13 protein-coding genes are annotated in these 16,277 nt (G+C 43.2%); 6 read left to right on the forward strand and 7 right to left on the reverse strand.

Going from position 1 to position 16,277, the window contains the following annotated elements; genetic code table 11:
- The first annotated feature begins 599 nt into the window (after nt 1-599).
- Nucleotides 600-815, forward strand: a complete 216-nt coding sequence (locus HEQ19_25385; GenBank protein ID WYM02325.1) for a hypothetical protein — start codon at nt 600-602, stop codon at nt 813-815.
- Between the two features lie 101 nt (nt 816-916).
- Nucleotides 917-2,116 (forward strand): hypothetical protein, encoded by a 1,200-nt coding sequence (locus tag HEQ19_25390; protein WYM02326.1) that lies wholly within the window; start codon nt 917-919, stop codon nt 2,114-2,116.
- Nucleotides 2,117-2,174: 58 nt separating this feature from the next.
- On the opposite strand, the gene HEQ19_25395 is transcribed toward HEQ19_25390, so the two are convergent.
- The 4 genes from HEQ19_25395 to HEQ19_25410 form a co-directional block, all read right to left on the reverse strand.
- Nucleotides 2,175-2,411 (reverse strand): type II toxin-antitoxin system HicB family antitoxin, encoded by a 237-nt coding sequence (locus HEQ19_25395; protein ID WYM02327.1) that lies wholly within the window; start codon nt 2,409-2,411, stop codon nt 2,175-2,177.
- Between the two features lie 21 nt (nt 2,412-2,432).
- A complete protein-coding gene (locus HEQ19_25400) occupies nt 2,433-2,618 on the reverse strand; it encodes a type II toxin-antitoxin system HicA family toxin (protein WYM03611.2) in 186 nt (61 codons plus the stop codon).
- 329 nt (nt 2,619-2,947) lie between these two features.
- Nucleotides 2,948-3,088, reverse strand: a complete 141-nt coding sequence (locus tag HEQ19_25405) for a hypothetical protein (GenBank protein WYM02328.1) — start codon at nt 3,086-3,088, stop codon at nt 2,948-2,950.
- 19 nt (nt 3,089-3,107) lie between these two features.
- Complete coding sequence (locus HEQ19_25410) at nt 3,108-4,778, reverse strand: transglutaminase domain-containing protein (GenBank protein WYM02329.1); 1,671 nt, start codon at nt 4,776-4,778, stop codon at nt 3,108-3,110.
- A gap of 291 nt (nt 4,779-5,069) precedes the next feature.
- Between HEQ19_25410 and HEQ19_25415 the strand changes: the two genes are divergently transcribed.
- The 4 genes from HEQ19_25415 (at nt 5,070) to HEQ19_25430 (ending at nt 13,708) form a co-directional block, all read left to right on the forward strand.
- The gene (locus HEQ19_25415; protein ID WYM02330.1) at nt 5,070-7,952 is read left to right on the forward strand and encodes a cation-translocating P-type ATPase; all 2,883 of its coding nucleotides are present in this window, start codon (nt 5,070-5,072) and stop codon (nt 7,950-7,952) included.
- 186 nt (nt 7,953-8,138) lie between these two features.
- A complete protein-coding gene (gene recF / locus HEQ19_25420; protein ID WYM02331.1) occupies nt 8,139-9,272 on the forward strand; it encodes a DNA replication/repair protein RecF in 1,134 nt (377 codons plus the stop codon).
- A 521-nt stretch (nt 9,273-9,793) separates the two neighbouring features.
- The gene (locus HEQ19_25425) at nt 9,794-11,272 is read left to right on the forward strand and encodes a transposase (protein WYM03612.2); all 1,479 of its coding nucleotides are present in this window, start codon (nt 9,794-9,796) and stop codon (nt 11,270-11,272) included.
- Nucleotides 11,273-11,335: 63 nt separating this feature from the next.
- Nucleotides 11,336-13,708 (forward strand): putative PEP-binding protein, encoded by a 2,373-nt coding sequence (locus HEQ19_25430; GenBank protein ID WYM02332.1) that lies wholly within the window; start codon nt 11,336-11,338, stop codon nt 13,706-13,708.
- Nucleotides 13,709-14,457: 749 nt separating this feature from the next.
- Here the strand turns inward: HEQ19_25430 and HEQ19_25435 are convergent.
- From HEQ19_25435 to HEQ19_25445, 3 genes are all read right to left on the reverse strand, one after another.
- On the reverse strand, nt 14,458-14,664 hold the full coding sequence (locus HEQ19_25435; protein WYL98131.1) for a hypothetical protein: 207 nt from the start codon (nt 14,662-14,664) through the stop codon (nt 14,458-14,460).
- Complete coding sequence (locus HEQ19_25440) at nt 14,612-15,280, reverse strand: DUF1361 domain-containing protein (protein WYM02333.1); 669 nt, start codon at nt 15,278-15,280, stop codon at nt 14,612-14,614. Before HEQ19_25440 ends, HEQ19_25435 begins: the two co-directional genes overlap by 53 nt.
- A 485-nt stretch (nt 15,281-15,765) precedes the next feature.
- The gene (locus HEQ19_25445) at nt 15,766-16,245 is read right to left on the reverse strand and encodes a hypothetical protein (GenBank protein ID WYM03613.1); all 480 of its coding nucleotides are present in this window, start codon (nt 16,243-16,245) and stop codon (nt 15,766-15,768) included.
- Between the last annotated feature and the right edge of the window lie 32 nt (nt 16,246-16,277).

Consider the following 16,277-nt stretch of genomic DNA (forward strand, 5'->3'; position numbering starts at 1 on the left):
CTAAAAAACGGGTTTGTAGCTTCTTTTTAGTGTGGTTATTTAACTGGATTTGATCAGGCTACCTAATGTGTGAGGGAGGGAATTTCCCGCTATCACCTCATACAATGAACACTCAACACTGAAAAAAGGAAAAAAAAACCATGAAACTACCCGTTCAATCTCAACCCATTAATCGCCAAGCGGCAATGCAACATAACGTCGTCGAAGTGTCCAACGCCGTGATGCCTCAGTTCTACTGTCCGTTTGGGTGTGGCGTGGTCAACTGCGGGCAAGGCCGTTACTGCAGAGACACTGGCTTTATGAGCTGTGACTGCGTAGTCGGATAGACGGATAGGAAATCCAACGCCTCTAGGCAGGTTGAAGTAAAGAACCCCGCCGCTTACGGTGGGGTTCTAGTAATGCCTGAGATTAAACCGGAAGGAAAATCGTAGCTTGGGTTGAGGAACGAAACCCAACCTACCCTCTTTAAGGTTTTTGGGCTTAACCGAGCAGTATTGGAATGAGTGTTTATGAAAGTTCTAATTCAAGCCGGACACGTACCGCGATCTCGTAGTACGTGTTAGGCAAACATCCAACATTTAAAATGAGGAAAAACAATCATGAAACTTCCAATTCAATCTCAACCAATTGTCAAAGGTGCGAATGCTTTAGCCGCAAAAGTCGGTGTCGCCCCCTCCTTCATGCAGGTTCACGAGCAATGTTGTGGCAATCTCTGTATGAAGCAATACTGCTTTCTTGGGGTCGAAGTTCAAGGCTGTATTCCAGAGGGTAGACCTTTCGTAAAATGCATTGGTGGTGGAATGAGCATTGGGTAATTAGGGTCATTAACTTAAGAATACCATCTCTTTTAAGAGGTGATCTTATTCCTAACATATCCTGCATTTAGTAACAAGTGGAGTTATCAACTCACTCAAGAATGCCATCTCTTGCGAGAGATGGTGTTCTGGGAAATAAAGCTTCTTCTAAATATTTGTCGGAATTAATTACAAGGATGGGAAAAAACATGAAATTGTTCAAGCAACTTCTTATTTCCAGAAAAGGTGGGAAAATCAGTACTTACCTTAACATTAAGCGTTTCGCCATCGCCCTCCTGACAATTCTCTTGTGGTCATTTACATCAGTAAGTAGCTTTGCTGATACAAACATTCTTACCTCTGGAGAATTTAAGTCAGCAACAGTACAATTTATTGCTGAAAACATTACGTTTAGAGAGTTAGATTTAACAGAATCTACTCATTTAATTGCTGACGCTTCTGATGAATATCTTAAAAATGAATTTTTTAAAAGATTTGAAACTGCATGGGAACAACCAAACAAGAAGGCAAGCTTATTTAATGTATGCCAAAGTGAAAGCTCTCAAACAGCTAAAATATGCTCGGATTCGCTAAAAGATTATTCACAGCAGAAAAAAGTTCAACTAGACAAGAAGAAATCTGAGCTACAGGAGGCATCTGGAAAGCAAATTAAAGATTGCTATAAGCCTGGGGTGAACGGAAAGTTGTGTGCAGACTTGGTATCAAAAACGCGAGAAGATAAAATATCTCAGATTGATCGAGAAACCATTATATTAGGAGAAGTATTGAAAGGAATTTCTCTATCTCCTATTGTAATGCCTCCTATTGTAATGCTTGAGATTAAACCGGAAGTTAAACCCATTCAAGGAGGTAATGATGTTATAGAAAGAGCCAATGTGGATACGACGAGAAGAAACTTCTACCTAGTTGATACCAATGCTCCCATCAATGAGGATGGAGAATTAAAAAATTGGGAGATTTGGGCAAAAAATTCCTCGAATGTACAATTAATTATTTTCAGAAAAGGTGCAACTTCTTCTTCGGGTGTAACTTCTTGGTCTATAGTTGGTAAAAGTGATGAAAAAACCCCTAATGTAGGAAAAAATTCTTTTTCGCTTTCCAGCCCCATTAAGGTCAAAAAAGGAGATTTTGTTGGCTTGTACTATCCAGATCGAGGCTCTGTTAGTTTCTCTGGAGATGATTCTGCGTTGAATACTGGCGACTTGAGTAGAAAAGTTCTTTTGACAACTTATAGTGTTGATCCAACTGTTTCTTCTTTTGCTCAGTCTAGCAATCGCACTTACTCAGTAAGTGTTAAGTAAAAGAGTATCCTAAGTGCGATCGCATTTTGTTTGATGTATGCAAAGGAGTGCGATCGCCTTACAATAAAGAAGATAATTTTTGACGCATTGGTGCAACAGGAATATCTTTACCTTTTTGTTGATAATCTTCTTTAACCAATTCCCAAGCTAATTTTAATTCCTCTAAAGCTTGTTGAGGAGTATCACCAAAGGCTGAAATATTAGGCATTTCTTGAAAATGTGCCAGCCAATCTCCTTGTTCATCAACATATAAATTAATCGTAAAACCATTAAAATCATAGTTACTGAAACTCATTACTCTTCTACCTCTTGATATTCAAAAAAACTGCTGAATTTGATAGAGTTTTGCTTTCCCATCTTTTCGGGGTTGAATTGGTAAAGCTTGACCCTTTGGTGAATACCATAAACGATGACTTTCGTTTTGACGGCTCAATTCCCACCCATTCTGCGTTAGGAGAGTTTCAAACTCATCAAAGGTAAAATGACTGTTTTTTAAACTCAAACAACTTGGGATAACATAAAAAATAAAGCTGTAACCCGAGGGATTAGTGCCAGTACTTGTTGAGGAATGGGGACGGCGATTGAAATCGCCCGCGCCTAGTCCCGCGATTTCAAACTATTTGTTTAGCCGGATCAATTTTTAGATACCCCTAAATCCACACGATATGATAGCATCTGTAGGGGCACGGCATTGCCGTGCCCCTACGCGAAATCTACATGTGTCAGCGTTTTAGTGGTATTGTATAAGACTTTGAAAACACGCCCTAGCCCCCATAAATAGAATTTAGCCTCATGACCGACCCTCCTTTGGATTAGCTTCTGAACGTTCGATCAAGTTCTCAAGTCCTTGATCTCCCCAATCCCCAATCCCCAATCCCCAATCCCCAATCCCCAATCCCCAATCCCCAATCCCCAATCCCCAATCCCCAATCCCCAATCCCCAATCCCCAATCCCCAATCCCCAATCCCCAATCCCTATTCCCTATTCCCTTCAAAACCCTGGTAGTTCTTTAAGAATTGTAAAGCGAATGTGATTAATTGCTAGATCGCCAATGGGGATATCTTCTTTAGTCAGGCGCACTCCTTGACTACTGACTGTTTCAAAAGATACACCTTTGCCAATCTCAATGTGATACCAGCATAAACCCATAAAAAACCGTGTAGGATATGGGCCGCCGTCGCCGATATCATCAGGATTGGATTCCATTGGTAACCAGCCAAATTCAGGGATGTAGAATTCCAGCCACACATGATTAAAGTCTGGTTGTAGGGGGACGCCTTGCTGTTCGGCGTTGGGTGGGCATTTATACCTGCCGACGGTGCGACAGGGAATGCCATTTAAACGACACAGGGCTAGCAATACGCCGACATACTCGCCACAGGAACCCACACCCCGATCTAAAACGATATCCGGGGTATCAATGTATGGTTTAATGCCATATGACAACTCATCGTAAACGTAGTTACGGATGCTGTACAGTTTTCGCAGCAGATTGGTTTCTGAACCTACTGCTTCACGGGCGGCACGTTGGACAATGGAGCTATCCATTGCTAAATCATCATCGTCTACCAGGTAGCGCTGTTGAAACTCAGGAGATAGTTCGGGAATATCCTCAACATCTCTGGGTATAATGCGATATTTAATCCCTCGGACTTCCAAAAGGGCTTTCCAGCCAAATATGTGTCGTTCCCCTGGGGTAAGGGCATCAAATTTAAATACTGCGACTCGTTGACCATCGATGATTTCTTCTGTAAAGGGGACACCAATAGGTTCAACGTGTTTTAATTTTTGACGCTCAGTTTCTGAGGGCAAGGCAATACGCCATTCTACTTCTGGTAAGTATACCTCTTCTAGGGGCGAAATTTCCTCAGCATAGGACATTTCAATGAGATAACCATTAGAGAGGGCGTAGTGTTGATCTGGCTCATAATGATAATACAGGGGGTGAATAAAAGTGCGATCGCGGTACGTGATCTCATGATTGGGGTCAGCATTGGGGTTATCCCGAATATATGGCTCCTCAGAGGCGTAGGCGACGTACAGACTTTCTTTACCTGTATCGGCATCTTGATGTATGGCAATGCCTGTGGGAGAGTCAAAGGGTGTCAACACACTAAATTGAATTTCCCCAGTTGCTCGATCTACAGAGTAAACTGTTTGTTCTGTGCGATCGCATACCCAAAGAGTATCCTGATTGACTGCCAAATTTTCTACCCCCACCCCAGGCGCATAAAATCTGGTAATTTCTTTGCGGGTATCGCGGTCAAATATCAGAATATAGCCCAGCCTTTGACAGCTAACATAGATTGTTGATTCCCAAACAGCAATGCCGTTGGCAGGATAAGGTAATGTGACAAAATGCTCTAGACCTAAAGACGACAGCTTAGACAAATAAACGCTGTTACCACGGCTAATCCAGATGGTATCTTCCCATACTGCTAGACCTGTGACTTCGCTAAATTCCTTAACTTGGTGGGGATTGAGAATTTTGCTATTGTCTGATATGGGGTCAATCTCCAGGAGATGGCCTTTAGTCGTGTCAATCGCGATGAGCGTATCTTTGATGAAAGCAATGCCATACAGGGTAGCAGCACTGAGGGGTCGAATAGTCTTTTGCCCAAACATCTGGCTAACGGTCAAACTTGGTAGTGCAAAACTCATATTAAGCATATTCATTGAACCGTCTAGCACGTTTAGAATCAATTGTGGTATGTATTGTGTTACCAAAGTTTAGATTCCTTTTACCCCTAATTTTCTGTACTTTGTGTTCAAGACCACAAATATCTACACAAAAATACATAGGAGTTATCGGAACAAAACCTTGGCAAATGTCAGGAATAACACTTACAATCATCCAACTTGGAAATAAACCTAATGTAACTTTAGTTGATGGTTTTCGAGTCATCACTAAATTATGATCGAATTTTGTAACCATTTCTTGTGACTTACACGATGTCTGCTAATTCTCTGCCTGTTCGCCAAGCGTCTCCGTCAGGAGAAGGTGCCGCCATTTGGCATAGTTTAGAATTTGAAGAAGCGCTAGACCTGCTTGATAGTAACGCAGACAGTGGCTTAACACCCCAAGAAGTTCAAACGCGGTTGCAAAAATATGGACCGAATGAGCTAGAAGAAAGTGGTGGCCGCAGCGCTTGGGAGATTTTGCTCGATCAGTTCAAGAACATTATGTTGTTGATGCTGATTGGCGTCGCCCTAATTTCGGGGTTTTTAGACCTCATTGCTTTACAAGGGGGTAACTTAAAGCCGGGTGAAGTACCCTTCAAGGATACAATCGCCATTATGGCTATTGTGATCCTGAATGGCGTACTTGGCTATGTTCAAGAAAGCCGTGCTGAACAAGCCCTAGCAGCCTTGAAAAAAATGACTTCTCCCTTGGTTAGGGTGATTCGTGACGGTAAACTGCTGGATATAGCCGCTAAGGAATTAGTACCAGGGGATGTGATGCTGCTGGAAGCGGGGGTGCAGATAGCCGCCGATGGCCGCTTGCTAGAACAGTCTAACTTACAAGTGCGCGAGTCAGCACTGACCGGTGAAGCCGTAGCTGTGAACAAACAAGCGAAATTGCAACTACCTGAAGATACATCTTTGGGCGATCGCCTGAATTTAGTATTTCAAGGTACAGAAGTCGTGCAAGGGCGTGCTAAGGTTCTGGTAACTAACACCGGGATGCAAACAGAACTCGGTAAAATTGCCGCGATGTTGCAGGCTGTGGAAACTGAACCTACGCCCCTACAGCAACGGATGACCCAACTAGGTAATACCCTAGTTACAGGTTCTTTGATTTTAGTGGCATTCGTCGTCATTGGCGGTATCATCCAGGCACAAGGTTTTAGCAACTTACAAGACCTGTTGGAAGTATCCTTGAGTATGGCGGTGGCTGTAGTCCCAGAAGGCTTACCCGCCGTCATCACCGTGACTCTCGCCTTGGGAACTCAGCGGATGGTACGCCGAAACGCCTTGATTCGCAAACTCCCAGCTGTGGAAACCTTGGGTTCTGTCACTACAATTTGTTCTGATAAAACTGGGACTTTGACTCAGAACAAGATGGTGGTGCAATCAGTTTACACCAATAATTCGGTCTTTCGCGTCACAGGTGAAGGTTATGCTCCTACGGGTGAGTTTCAGTTAAATGGACAAAAAATTCCTGTCGATGAATATCCCGAAATCTCCGCTTTACTAGTCGCCTGTGCCGTTTGTAATGACTCGGTGCTGCAAAAGGAACAAGGGGAATGGGCAATTTTGGGCGACCCCACAGAGGGTGCTTTGCTCACCTTGGCAGGTAAAGCTAGTATTGAAAAAGACCAATGGAATAGTAAATTACCCCGTGTTGCCGAATTTCCTTTCTCCTCAGAACGCAAACGGATGAGCGTGATTTCTCAGGTTGAAGAAGTAGCAACAGGTGTATCGCCAGTCACCCAAGTAGATCCAACCATAGCTAGCTTTTTGCAATCTGAAAGTTATTTAATGTTTACCAAAGGTTCCCCAGAGTTAACCTTGGCACGTTGCACTGAGATTCATTTAGGCACAAACTCAGTTTCCCTCACCGCAGCACAACGCCAAACAATTCTGGCAGAAAACGACCAGATGGCGAGTAAAGGTCTGCGGGTGTTAGGTTTCGCCTACAAACCCCTGACAGAAATACCGCCGGAAGGGTCGGAGGAAACATCGGAAAATAACTTGGTCTGGTTGGGATTGGTGGGGATGCTAGACGCACCACGGCCAGAAGTTAGGGCTGCAGTCCAAGAATGTCGCGAAGCTGGAATTCGCCCAGTGATGATTACTGGAGACCATCAATTAACAGCACGAGCGATCGCCGTTGATTTGGGTATAGCCAAGGAAGGCGATAGTGTCCTCACAGGTCAAGAACTACAGCGGATGACTGACCAGGAACTGGAAGAAAACGTTGACCTGGTAAGTATTTATGCCAGAGTAGCCCCAGAACACAAATTGCGAATTGTCCAAGCATTGCAACGCCGGGGCAGATTTGTGGCTATGACAGGCGATGGCGTCAATGATGCCCCCGCCCTCAAACAAGCTGATATCGGCATCGCTATGGGCATCACAGGCACAGATGTGAGCAAAGAAGCTAGTGACATGGTATTGCTCGATGACAACTTTGCCACTATCGTCGCTGCCACTAAGGAAGGTAGAGTTGTTTATACCAACATCCGCCGCTTTATTAAATACATCCTGGGGAGTAATATCGGCGAAGTCATCACTATCGCCTCAGCACCGCTGTTGGGATTGGGAGGTGTACCCCTAACTCCATTACAAATTCTGTGGATGAACTTGGTAACAGACGGTTTACCAGCTTTAGCATTAGCAGTCGAACCCCCAGAACCAGATGTGATGAAGCGTCCACCCTTCAGTCCGCGTGAAAGTATTTTTGCTAGGGGGTTGGGTTCTTACATGGTGCGGATTGGCATTATCTTTGCTATCATCACCATTATTCTGATGGAGTGGGCTTATAACCATACCCATGCAGCTGGTTATCAAGGCGATCGCGATACTTGGATGACAATGGTATTTACTACCCTGTGTCTAGCTCAAATGGGTCATGCGATCGCCATTCGTTCCAACAACCAACTGACCATAGAAATGAATCCCTTATCAAATCCCTATGTGCTGGGGGCTGTGGTCTTAACTACAATTTTACAGCTGATGCTAATTTACGTGCCACCCCTGCGAGCTTTCTTTGGTACCCACTCGCTGAGTTTGGAGGAGTTGGGTATTTGTGTTGGCTTCAGCGCGTTGATGTTTATCTGGATTGAAGGGGAGAAGCTTTTCTTCCGCTTTATGGGTAAGAAGAGTGTGTGAAAAAGTTAGGAGTTGGGTGTGAAAAGTTAGAAACGCCAAAAAATCAATTACCCAATATTTGAGTCCCTAGGGTGCGTCAGTACTAGTAATCTCTTGCTTAACCCAAGTTGTATCGCTCCTGACGCATCCTACAAATTGGAGATTTTTTTAATTGTCAGGCTCTAATTCATAACTCCTAACTTTTTTATGTACCTCAAAACTATTCACCTGAGACAGTTTCGGAATTACAAAGACCAAAAGGTTGCTTTCACTGCTGCGAAAACGATTTTGGTAGGAAATAACGCTCAGGGAAAGTCCAATTTGTTGGAAGCTGTGGAGTTGCTGGCGACATTGCGATCGCACCGTATGGGACGTGATCGCGATTTGGTTCAAGAAGGGGAAATTATCGCCCAAATTAATGCTACTCTGGAACGAGACGTTGGCGATAGTGAGTTAACTTTAACTCTCCGCCGTAATGGTCGCCGGACTGTTGCTATCAATGGCGAGTCTGTGCGTCGTCAAATGGATTTTCTTGGTGTGTTAAATGCAGTGGAATTTTCTAGCTTGGATTTGGATTTGGTGCGCGGTAGCCCAGAAACTCGTCGTCACTGGCTAGATACTCTATTAATCCAACTTGAACCTGTTTATGCTCATATTCTACAGCAATATAACCAGGTTTTGCGCCAGCGGAATGCTTTTTTGAAACAAAATCTAGAGACGTTACATGCAACTTCTCTAAACTCACAACTAGCGCTGTGGGATGCTCAGTTGGCTACCACAGGGACACGGGTCATTAGAAGACGCGATCGCGCTATCTTGCGGTTAGCACCCATCGCTACTACTTGGCATTCTAGCATTAGTGGTAGTACAGAAAAGCTGGAAGTGAAATATGCGCCTAGTGTTCCTTTGGAGCAAAACCAACCAGAACAAGTCCAACAAGCTTTTTTAGCCAAAATTCAGCAAAGAGCGATCGCTGAACTGCGCCAAGGAACTACCCTTGTCGGACCCCATCGCGATGAAGTAGAATTAACAATTAACCAAACACCAGCTCGTCAATACGGTTCCCAAGGTCAGCAACGCACCCTGGTACTAGCTCTGAAACTAGCAGAATTACAATTAATCGAAGAAGTAGTTGGGGAGCCACCACTACTATTACTCGATGATGTCTTAGCCGAACTCGACCCATCCCGCCAAAATCAATTGCTTGATGCTATTCAAGACCGCTTTCAAACTCTAATTACTACCACTCATCTTAGTGCTTTTGATTCTCAGTGGTTAAATTCCTCCCAAATCTTGTTTGTCAAGGCTGGAGAAATTTCATCGTCTAATGCTTACTCGTGACTTAGTACAGGATTGTACAAGTTCGTGACGAAATGAAAATAAAGTCTATCGTTTGTAGTTGCGCCACGCTGCGCTATTCGCGCAGCGTGGCGTTAGCCAGGTTTTAGTGGATGGATACCACTGCTCCACAAATACTATTTGTTTTAGTAGCACTTTAGTCCAACACTTTTGGTCGAAACTTTAGGCAATAAATCTTTCTATTTACTATTATATCATGGGGACGATCAATAAATTCCCCTGCGGCTAGCCGCCATCAAGCGGACATTTGTTAGCATTTGTTAGCTTTTTTGGATCGGCTACCCCACCGCAGAAGAATCGGTGTAATTAGCTTTACGCCTTAGCCTGGCACCATAACTGTACTCAGTTTGGTGTCGGGATATAAGGCGATTAATTACGAAACGCCCTAATTACCAATATTAGCCATAGGCTGATTCGGTAACTGGGGCGTTTCGTAATTAATAATCTTTTGTTTTATTTTGGCAAATCTAGTGGATTCGACATATTTTTTGAGAGTTTCAACGTTGACTTTTCCTTCTCGATACTTTATCTTAATAAATGTCAACAGTAAATGCAACCAAGTAGGTGATTTCTTTATACTGCTCAACTATCAGTACCGCGCTTATCCAGACACCAAGCAAAAAATCCAGCTAAACAATTGGTTAAGAATTTGTCGATACTGGTACAACAGGCAGTTAGGAGACAGGTTCGACTGGTATCAGTATAATCGGACTGCAATTAATTTTTGTCCGTTAATTTGTTCAATACCAAAATTACGAGACAACCCCGACTATTACTCACAAAAAAAACAACTTCCTGTTATTAAGTCCGATTTGATAAAGGTAAGTCATTCTGGTGAACTACTAGACTTTACAAGTGTTCCATCTCAGACATTACAGGATGTATCAAAGCGTGTAGACTTAGCTTTCTCTCGCTTTGTTGAAGGTGATTACAAAGGAAATCGTAGCGGTAAACCTCGTATTAAAAATTCGGCACGTTATCGCACAATAAAAATTGAAGGTCAAGCTATTACTGTCGAACGTGTTGAGCAAGAATGGCTATTTTTGTCATTTTCAAAATTAAAAGGCTGGGTAAAGGTGCGTTTACATCGCCCATTACCTAATGGGTTTACGTTAAAAAATGCTCTTTTGACAAAAAAGGCGGATGGGTGGTACGTAACCATTTGTTTGTCAGACCCAAATATTCCTACCTTTACACCTGATGAAATTGCTCCAACTTGGGAAAACACTCTTGGATTGGATGCAGTATTACATGAAGATGATTACTTGGCAACTTCAGATAATACCAAATTACCATCGCTGAAATCTTTCTCTAAGTCCGAAAAGAAACTAGCAGATATATCCAAACGTAAATCCACCAAGAAAAAGGGCAGTAAATCACGCCGTAAACTAGCTAAAAAAGAAGCAAAAGAACATCAACGTATTGCCAGAGCTAGAATTGACCATGCTTTTAAAACTGCCCATACCTTGCTCAAAACTGGGAAGAAAGTTTTTGTATATGAAGATTTAAATTTAAGAGCTTTATCAAAGAAAAATAAAGCCAAACAAGATGAAAATGGGAAATATTTACCCAACGGTCAATCAGCTAAATCAGGATTAAATAAATCCTGGAACGATGCGGCGTTTGGACAATTTTTCACAATCCTAGAATACATAGCTGGAAAAGCTGGGGCTAGGACAATAGCGGTAAAACCTGCATACACATCTCAATTGCTTGCATATCGTGATGAATTTATCTTCACTGATTGCAACATTCGTAATTACTGGGATGAAAAAGAATTGCTTTATGTTGATAGGGATGTTAATGCTGCTATCAATATAAAGCGTGTTGGGCTGGGACTGTTCCCAACAATAAAACGCCGTAAAGGGAATCCGGTAGTGGGTGATTCTACTACTAATAGTACCTCAAGGGAAGTTCTGGCAGCATTGCGAAATGTACCAGTTGCTGCAACCGTATTTGGTACTCCAAATCGGTGTAGGTAGTTCACTCATTAACCACTTACACAAACAAAAAACCGTACAGCTACTGACAATTAAACAAATTGAGTGGACAAACTCTACTGGCTGGACCAAATTAAACTGCAAGACCGTGCTAAAGTAGGTGACAAAGCTTTTTACTTGAGCAAAATCATGCAGCGTGGCTACCCGGTTGTGCCTGGTTTTGTAGTCGGCGCGGAAGTTTTGCGAGAATTTCTCGAAACTCTCAACAGTTCAGAGTCATTAATCGCTGACTTACCCCATTCTTCGTTACATCTAGATGTAGCTAATTGGCGTCAACTTCAGCAGGTAGCTGGTCGCTTACGTCAGGAAGTTATCACAGCTACGGTGCCCCCGCACTGGATCAACACAATTCTTAAAGCAGCGAGAGAATGGGAAACGGGCTGTCTGATTTTGCGACCAAGTTTGGCGTTACAGAGGGTGACTCCTGGAGTAGGGAATATATCTGGGTTGTTAGAGTCGGTTTTCTGCGGTTGTGATGAGGAAGCAATCGCCCAGGGATTAAAGCGCACTTGGAGTCAACTATTTCGTGCCAGAAGTTTATTATATTGGCAGCGCTCAGGAATTAACCTGCAACGAATTAATTTAGCAGTTTTGGTACAACCTGTTCAAAATGCGATCGCTAGTGGTTTACTCAAGGCTAACTCTTCTGGTTGGGAAATTGAAGCTACGTCGGGATTAGGAATAGCGATCGCTAATGGGGAAGTTTTACCAGATGTCTACTACATCCAGCAGGAAACTGGTGTGGTGTTAGAGCAGCAACTGGGGAATAAAATCTTGGCTTATCGTCTTGATGCTCCCGTTCCTGTGGGTTATTTGCAACCCGCGCCTAAATCGGTGCTGACAGTAGATAATCAATGTCTGGTTGCCTATTTGCTTGAGGAAAGCGAACAAAAACAGTACTCTTTAGAAGCAGAGAACTTGCAAAAAGTCATTGCTTTGGGGAAGGACCTTCTCGGTGAGCTAGGTAAAACTTTTAGCATTGACTGGACTATATCTCAAGAAACCCCGAACCCTAAGATCTATATCACGCAAATTAGTAATCCCCCATCTTCTAGTTCAAATTTACACATCATTAAGGGAATAGGGGCAGCAGGGGGGCGTGTAACAGCGACTGCGTATGTACTTAGCAAGGGTCTGCCTAAACCCGAACAAATACCCAGGGGAGTGATTTTAGTAGCACCAGCCATCACTCCTGATTGGTTACATTTAATGCATGGAATTAATGGGATTATTACGGAACAGGGAGGGTTAACTAGTCATGGGGCAATTTTGGCGAGAGAATTAGGTATACCCGCAGTAGTCAGTGCCAAAAATGCGACAGGCTTAATTGAAATCGGGGAACGATTGCTGCTAGATGGAGATAGGGGAGAAATTCATCGACTCACGGAAGACAAAACAAGAGTTGGGGAAAGGGGGAAAATGGGAGAACAGGAGAATCTAGAATTCAATTACCAGTCTTCTCCAATCTTAAGAGACCCCCATCCTGGCTTGATTTCGGGTCAACCGATGATTGCTACCCAACTGCTGCTTAACCTCAGCCAGTCCAGCTTAATCGAGCAAGTGCAAAGCTTACCAGTAGATGGAGTAGGATTGTTACGCTCAGAACTGATGGCGCTAAACATACTGGAGGGACAACACCCGAATAATTGGCTTGTAGATGGGCGTCAGGCAGAATTGTTAGCACGCTGGTCTGGTGAGATGATAAAATTTGCCCGTGCTTTTGCACCACGACCAATTTTTTATCGCTCTTTGGATTGGCGATCGCATGAGTTACCATCATTGACCCAGAATGTTCAATCTTCCTCACAGTCGATCCTGGGTGAACGTGGGGTTTTCAGTTATTTACTAAATCCCGCAGTTTTTGAGTTGGAACTGACAGCTTTGGCAACTGTACAAAAAGCTGGCTATACCAATATTAACCTATTATTGCCTTTTGTTCGCAGTGTTGAAGAATTTACAGTTTGCCGACACAAAGTTGAGCAAGCAGGGTTAACTTTGGTGCCCCAGTTTCAATTATGGATCATGGCAGAAGTTCCCAGCGTTTTATTTTTGCTACCAGACTATGTGAAAGCGGGTGTAGCGGGAATTTCGATTGGTACAAATGACCTAACTCAACTCTTGCTAGGAGTAGATCGAGACCAAGGAGAGCTAGCGAGAGTGTTTAATGAATGTCATCCAGCAGTTACCAGAGCGATCGCCCAACTAATCGCGATGTCAAAAGATGCGGGGATTCCTTGTTCAATCTGCGGTCAAGCGCCAGCGATCTATCCAGAAATCATTGATCGACTGGTAGAATGGGGCATTACTTCGATTTCTGTAGAACCGGAAGCAGTCCAGCGAACATATCAGGCGATCGCTCGTGCTGAACAACGCCTAATTTTAGCAGCAGCACGTAGCCGACTCCCTCACCAAATTTAAAATTAAATTGGGGATTGGGGATTGGGGATTGGGAGTAATGAGTAATGAGTAATGAGTAATGAGTAATGAGTAATGAGTAATGAGTAATGAGTAATGAGTAATGAGTAATGAGTTAGGAGTTAGGAGTTAGGAGTTAGGAGTTAGGAGTTAGGAGTTAGGAGTTAGGAGTTAGGAGTTAGGAGTTAGGAGTTAGGAGTTAGGAGTTAGGAGTTAGGAGTTAGGAGTTAGGAGTTAGGAGTTAGGAGTTAGGAGTTAGGAGTTAGGAGTTAGGAGTTAGGAGTTAGGAGTTAGGAGTTAGGAGTTAGGAGTTAGGAGTTAGGAGTTAGGAGTTAGGAGTTAGGAGTTAGGAGTTAGGAGTTAGGAGTTAGGAGTTAGGAGTTAGGAGTTAGGAGTTAGGAGTTAGGAGTTAGGAGTTAGGAGTTAGGAGTTAGGAGTTAGGAGTTAGGAGTTAGGAGTTAGGAGTTAGGAGTTAGGAGTTAGGAGTTAGGAGTTAGGAGTAATGAGTTAGGAGTTAGGAGTTAGGAGTTAGGAGTTAGGAGTTAGGAGTTAGGAGTTAGGAGTTAGGAGTTAGGAGTTAGGAGTTAGGAGTTAGGAGTTAGGAGTTAGGAGTTAGGAGTTAGGAGTTAGGAGTTAGGAGTTAGGAGTTAGGAGTTAGGAGTTAGGAGTTAGGAGTTAGGAGTTAGGAGTTAGGAGTTAGGAGTTAGGAGTTAGGAGTTAGGAGTTAGGAGTTATTATTCTCCCCATCTTCCTCAGTCCCCAGTCCCCAGCGATGCACTGAGCTTGCCGAAGTGTCCCCAGTCCCCAGTCCCCAGCGATGCACTGAGCTTGCCGAAGTGTCCCCAATCCCCAGCGATGCACTGAGCTTGCCGAAGTGTCCCCAGTCTCCAGTCTCCAGTCTCCAGGTTAAAAATTAGGGGTGTTAGGATTAGCTTGTCCTGATTGAATTGGGATCTCATTGTGTGGTTGGCGCACAAAACCCAAACTCACTCGTTTCATAATCGCGTACAAACCTAGCAGTACGACAAAGGTGATAGCAATAATCACCAAAGGTTGTTTACCCAGAAGTTCCTCTACACCTTTAGTCAGCAATGCATCTGGTTGAGTAATAAAATCCCAACTATTAAAACGCAAGAACCGACCCCAATAAATCCCAATTGCAGAGAGAAAATGGCTAATCAATTCCACCCACAAAATCCATCGACTCTTACCGATGCGGTGTAAGTAGTAACCTAAATTAATTAAAGATATTACATAAGCTTCAAATCCAGCCAAAATTACTAGTAAATAGACTGGAAGTAGCACCAGAGTTATCATCCAAACCGATTGAATTCTGCGAATATCGTCTATCAGGTGAATGACATCAGTTAACAAATAAGGTGCATTTGGTAAGAAAGCATAAAAAACTAAAAATCCTAGCCACCAAACCCAAGAACGTCCGAGTTTGGTACGAAATAGCCACACACTCAAAACTAAAGGTATAAAAGCCAGAAATAGATTCCAAGTCATCCAGCTCATATTGATTCTTAAGACCTGCAAAACTGTGGCTATCAACTCAATTAGTTCCTCTTTCATAAATGGTTACTCCTAAGACTTGTGATTGCTCTGGGTTTTTGATTTAACAGTTATCAGTTATATAGGATTAATATTTGATGTTTGAATTACACATAGGGTGAGCAATGCCAAGCACAACAAACCTAGATGGTGAAACTGGCTAGTGTGTCATTTGTCAATTAATCAGTCTAATGTACTAGTATAGCTAGAAAATCATCAGAGGCAACCCTGCCAAAAAAAATCTCCCTTCCCGCTCATATACTTACCTAGCTGTGGAATAACACCCCACCCCTAGTCCCGCGATTTCAAAGTCTTATACAATACCACTAAAACGCTGACACATGTAGATTTAGCGTAGGGGCACGGCATTGCCGTGCCCCTACAGCTGGTATCATATCGTGTGGATTTAGGGGTATCTAAAAATTTATCCGGCTAAACAAATAGTTTGAAATCGCGGGACTAGCCCCTCCACCACGAGATGGAGGGGAATAAGAAGTTTTTTATTGTCAATCAGGTTGACTACAGTACTTATTCATTTCACCGACTAACGCATCTGAATCCTTACCAGCAGTTTTAGCGGCCGCTGTCAAGGCTGTGTCGATTTCTATTCTAGCCTTTTGTAGTTTTTCCCTACCAGATGGCGAGGCTTCGGCTGCTTTTGCTGAAGCTAAGGCCTTAGCCGCTTTGGCGATCGCTTGACTGAGATTGTCAAACACCTTGACAAAACGGCTTTGGAATTCTTTCAACTTGGGGTCTTTTAAATTCAGATCTTCTAAGGATTTAGTAACAGTTGCTAAATCCTTAGACAGTTGTAAGCTGGTTGTCACCTGCTGTCCTTTATTTTTGTCAATCAGAGAATTTCCTTCATTCAGCACCTTAATTAGTCGCTGACACTGAGCGACCTTTGTCTCGCTACAACCAGTAACCAACAAAGCGATACTCAGGCTAACATGAGCAATAACGGTATATGTACGTGAAATAAACATTAATACGCCACCAGCGGTAAAACCCAAATAAT

Origin of the sequence: Gloeotrichia echinulata CP02 (genome assembly GCA_038087035.1) — a bacterium.
Taxonomy (GTDB): Bacteria; Cyanobacteriota; Cyanobacteriia; order Cyanobacteriales; family Nostocaceae; genus Gloeotrichia; species Gloeotrichia echinulata.

What these genes read in the sequence shown, in the direction of transcription:
- HEQ19_25435 (WYL98131.1), bottom strand. Translation starts at nt 14,664, where the DNA reads ATGAGATCCCAATTCAATCAGGACAAGCTAATCCTAACACCCCTAATT.
- HEQ19_25385 (WYM02325.1), top strand. Translation starts at nt 600, where the DNA reads ATGAAACTTCCAATTCAATCTCAACCAATTGTCAAAGGTGCGAATGCT.
- HEQ19_25440 (WYM02333.1), bottom strand. Translation starts at nt 15,280, where the DNA reads ATGAAAGAGGAACTAATTGAGTTGATAGCCACAGTTTTGCAGGTCTTA.
- HEQ19_25410 (WYM02329.1), bottom strand. Translation starts at nt 4,778, where the DNA reads ATGAGTTTTGCACTACCAAGTTTGACCGTTAGCCAGATGTTTGGGCAA.
- HEQ19_25390 (WYM02326.1), top strand. Translation starts at nt 917, where the DNA reads ATGCCATCTCTTGCGAGAGATGGTGTTCTGGGAAATAAAGCTTCTTCT.
- HEQ19_25445 (WYM03613.1), bottom strand. Translation starts at nt 16,245, where the DNA reads ATGTTTATTTCACGTACATATACCGTTATTGCTCATGTTAGCCTGAGT.
- HEQ19_25395 (WYM02327.1), bottom strand. Translation starts at nt 2,411, where the DNA reads ATGAGTTTCAGTAACTATGATTTTAATGGTTTTACGATTAATTTATAT.
- HEQ19_25415 (WYM02330.1), top strand. Translation starts at nt 5,070, where the DNA reads ATGTCTGCTAATTCTCTGCCTGTTCGCCAAGCGTCTCCGTCAGGAGAA.
- recF (WYM02331.1), top strand. Translation starts at nt 8,139, where the DNA reads ATGTACCTCAAAACTATTCACCTGAGACAGTTTCGGAATTACAAAGAC.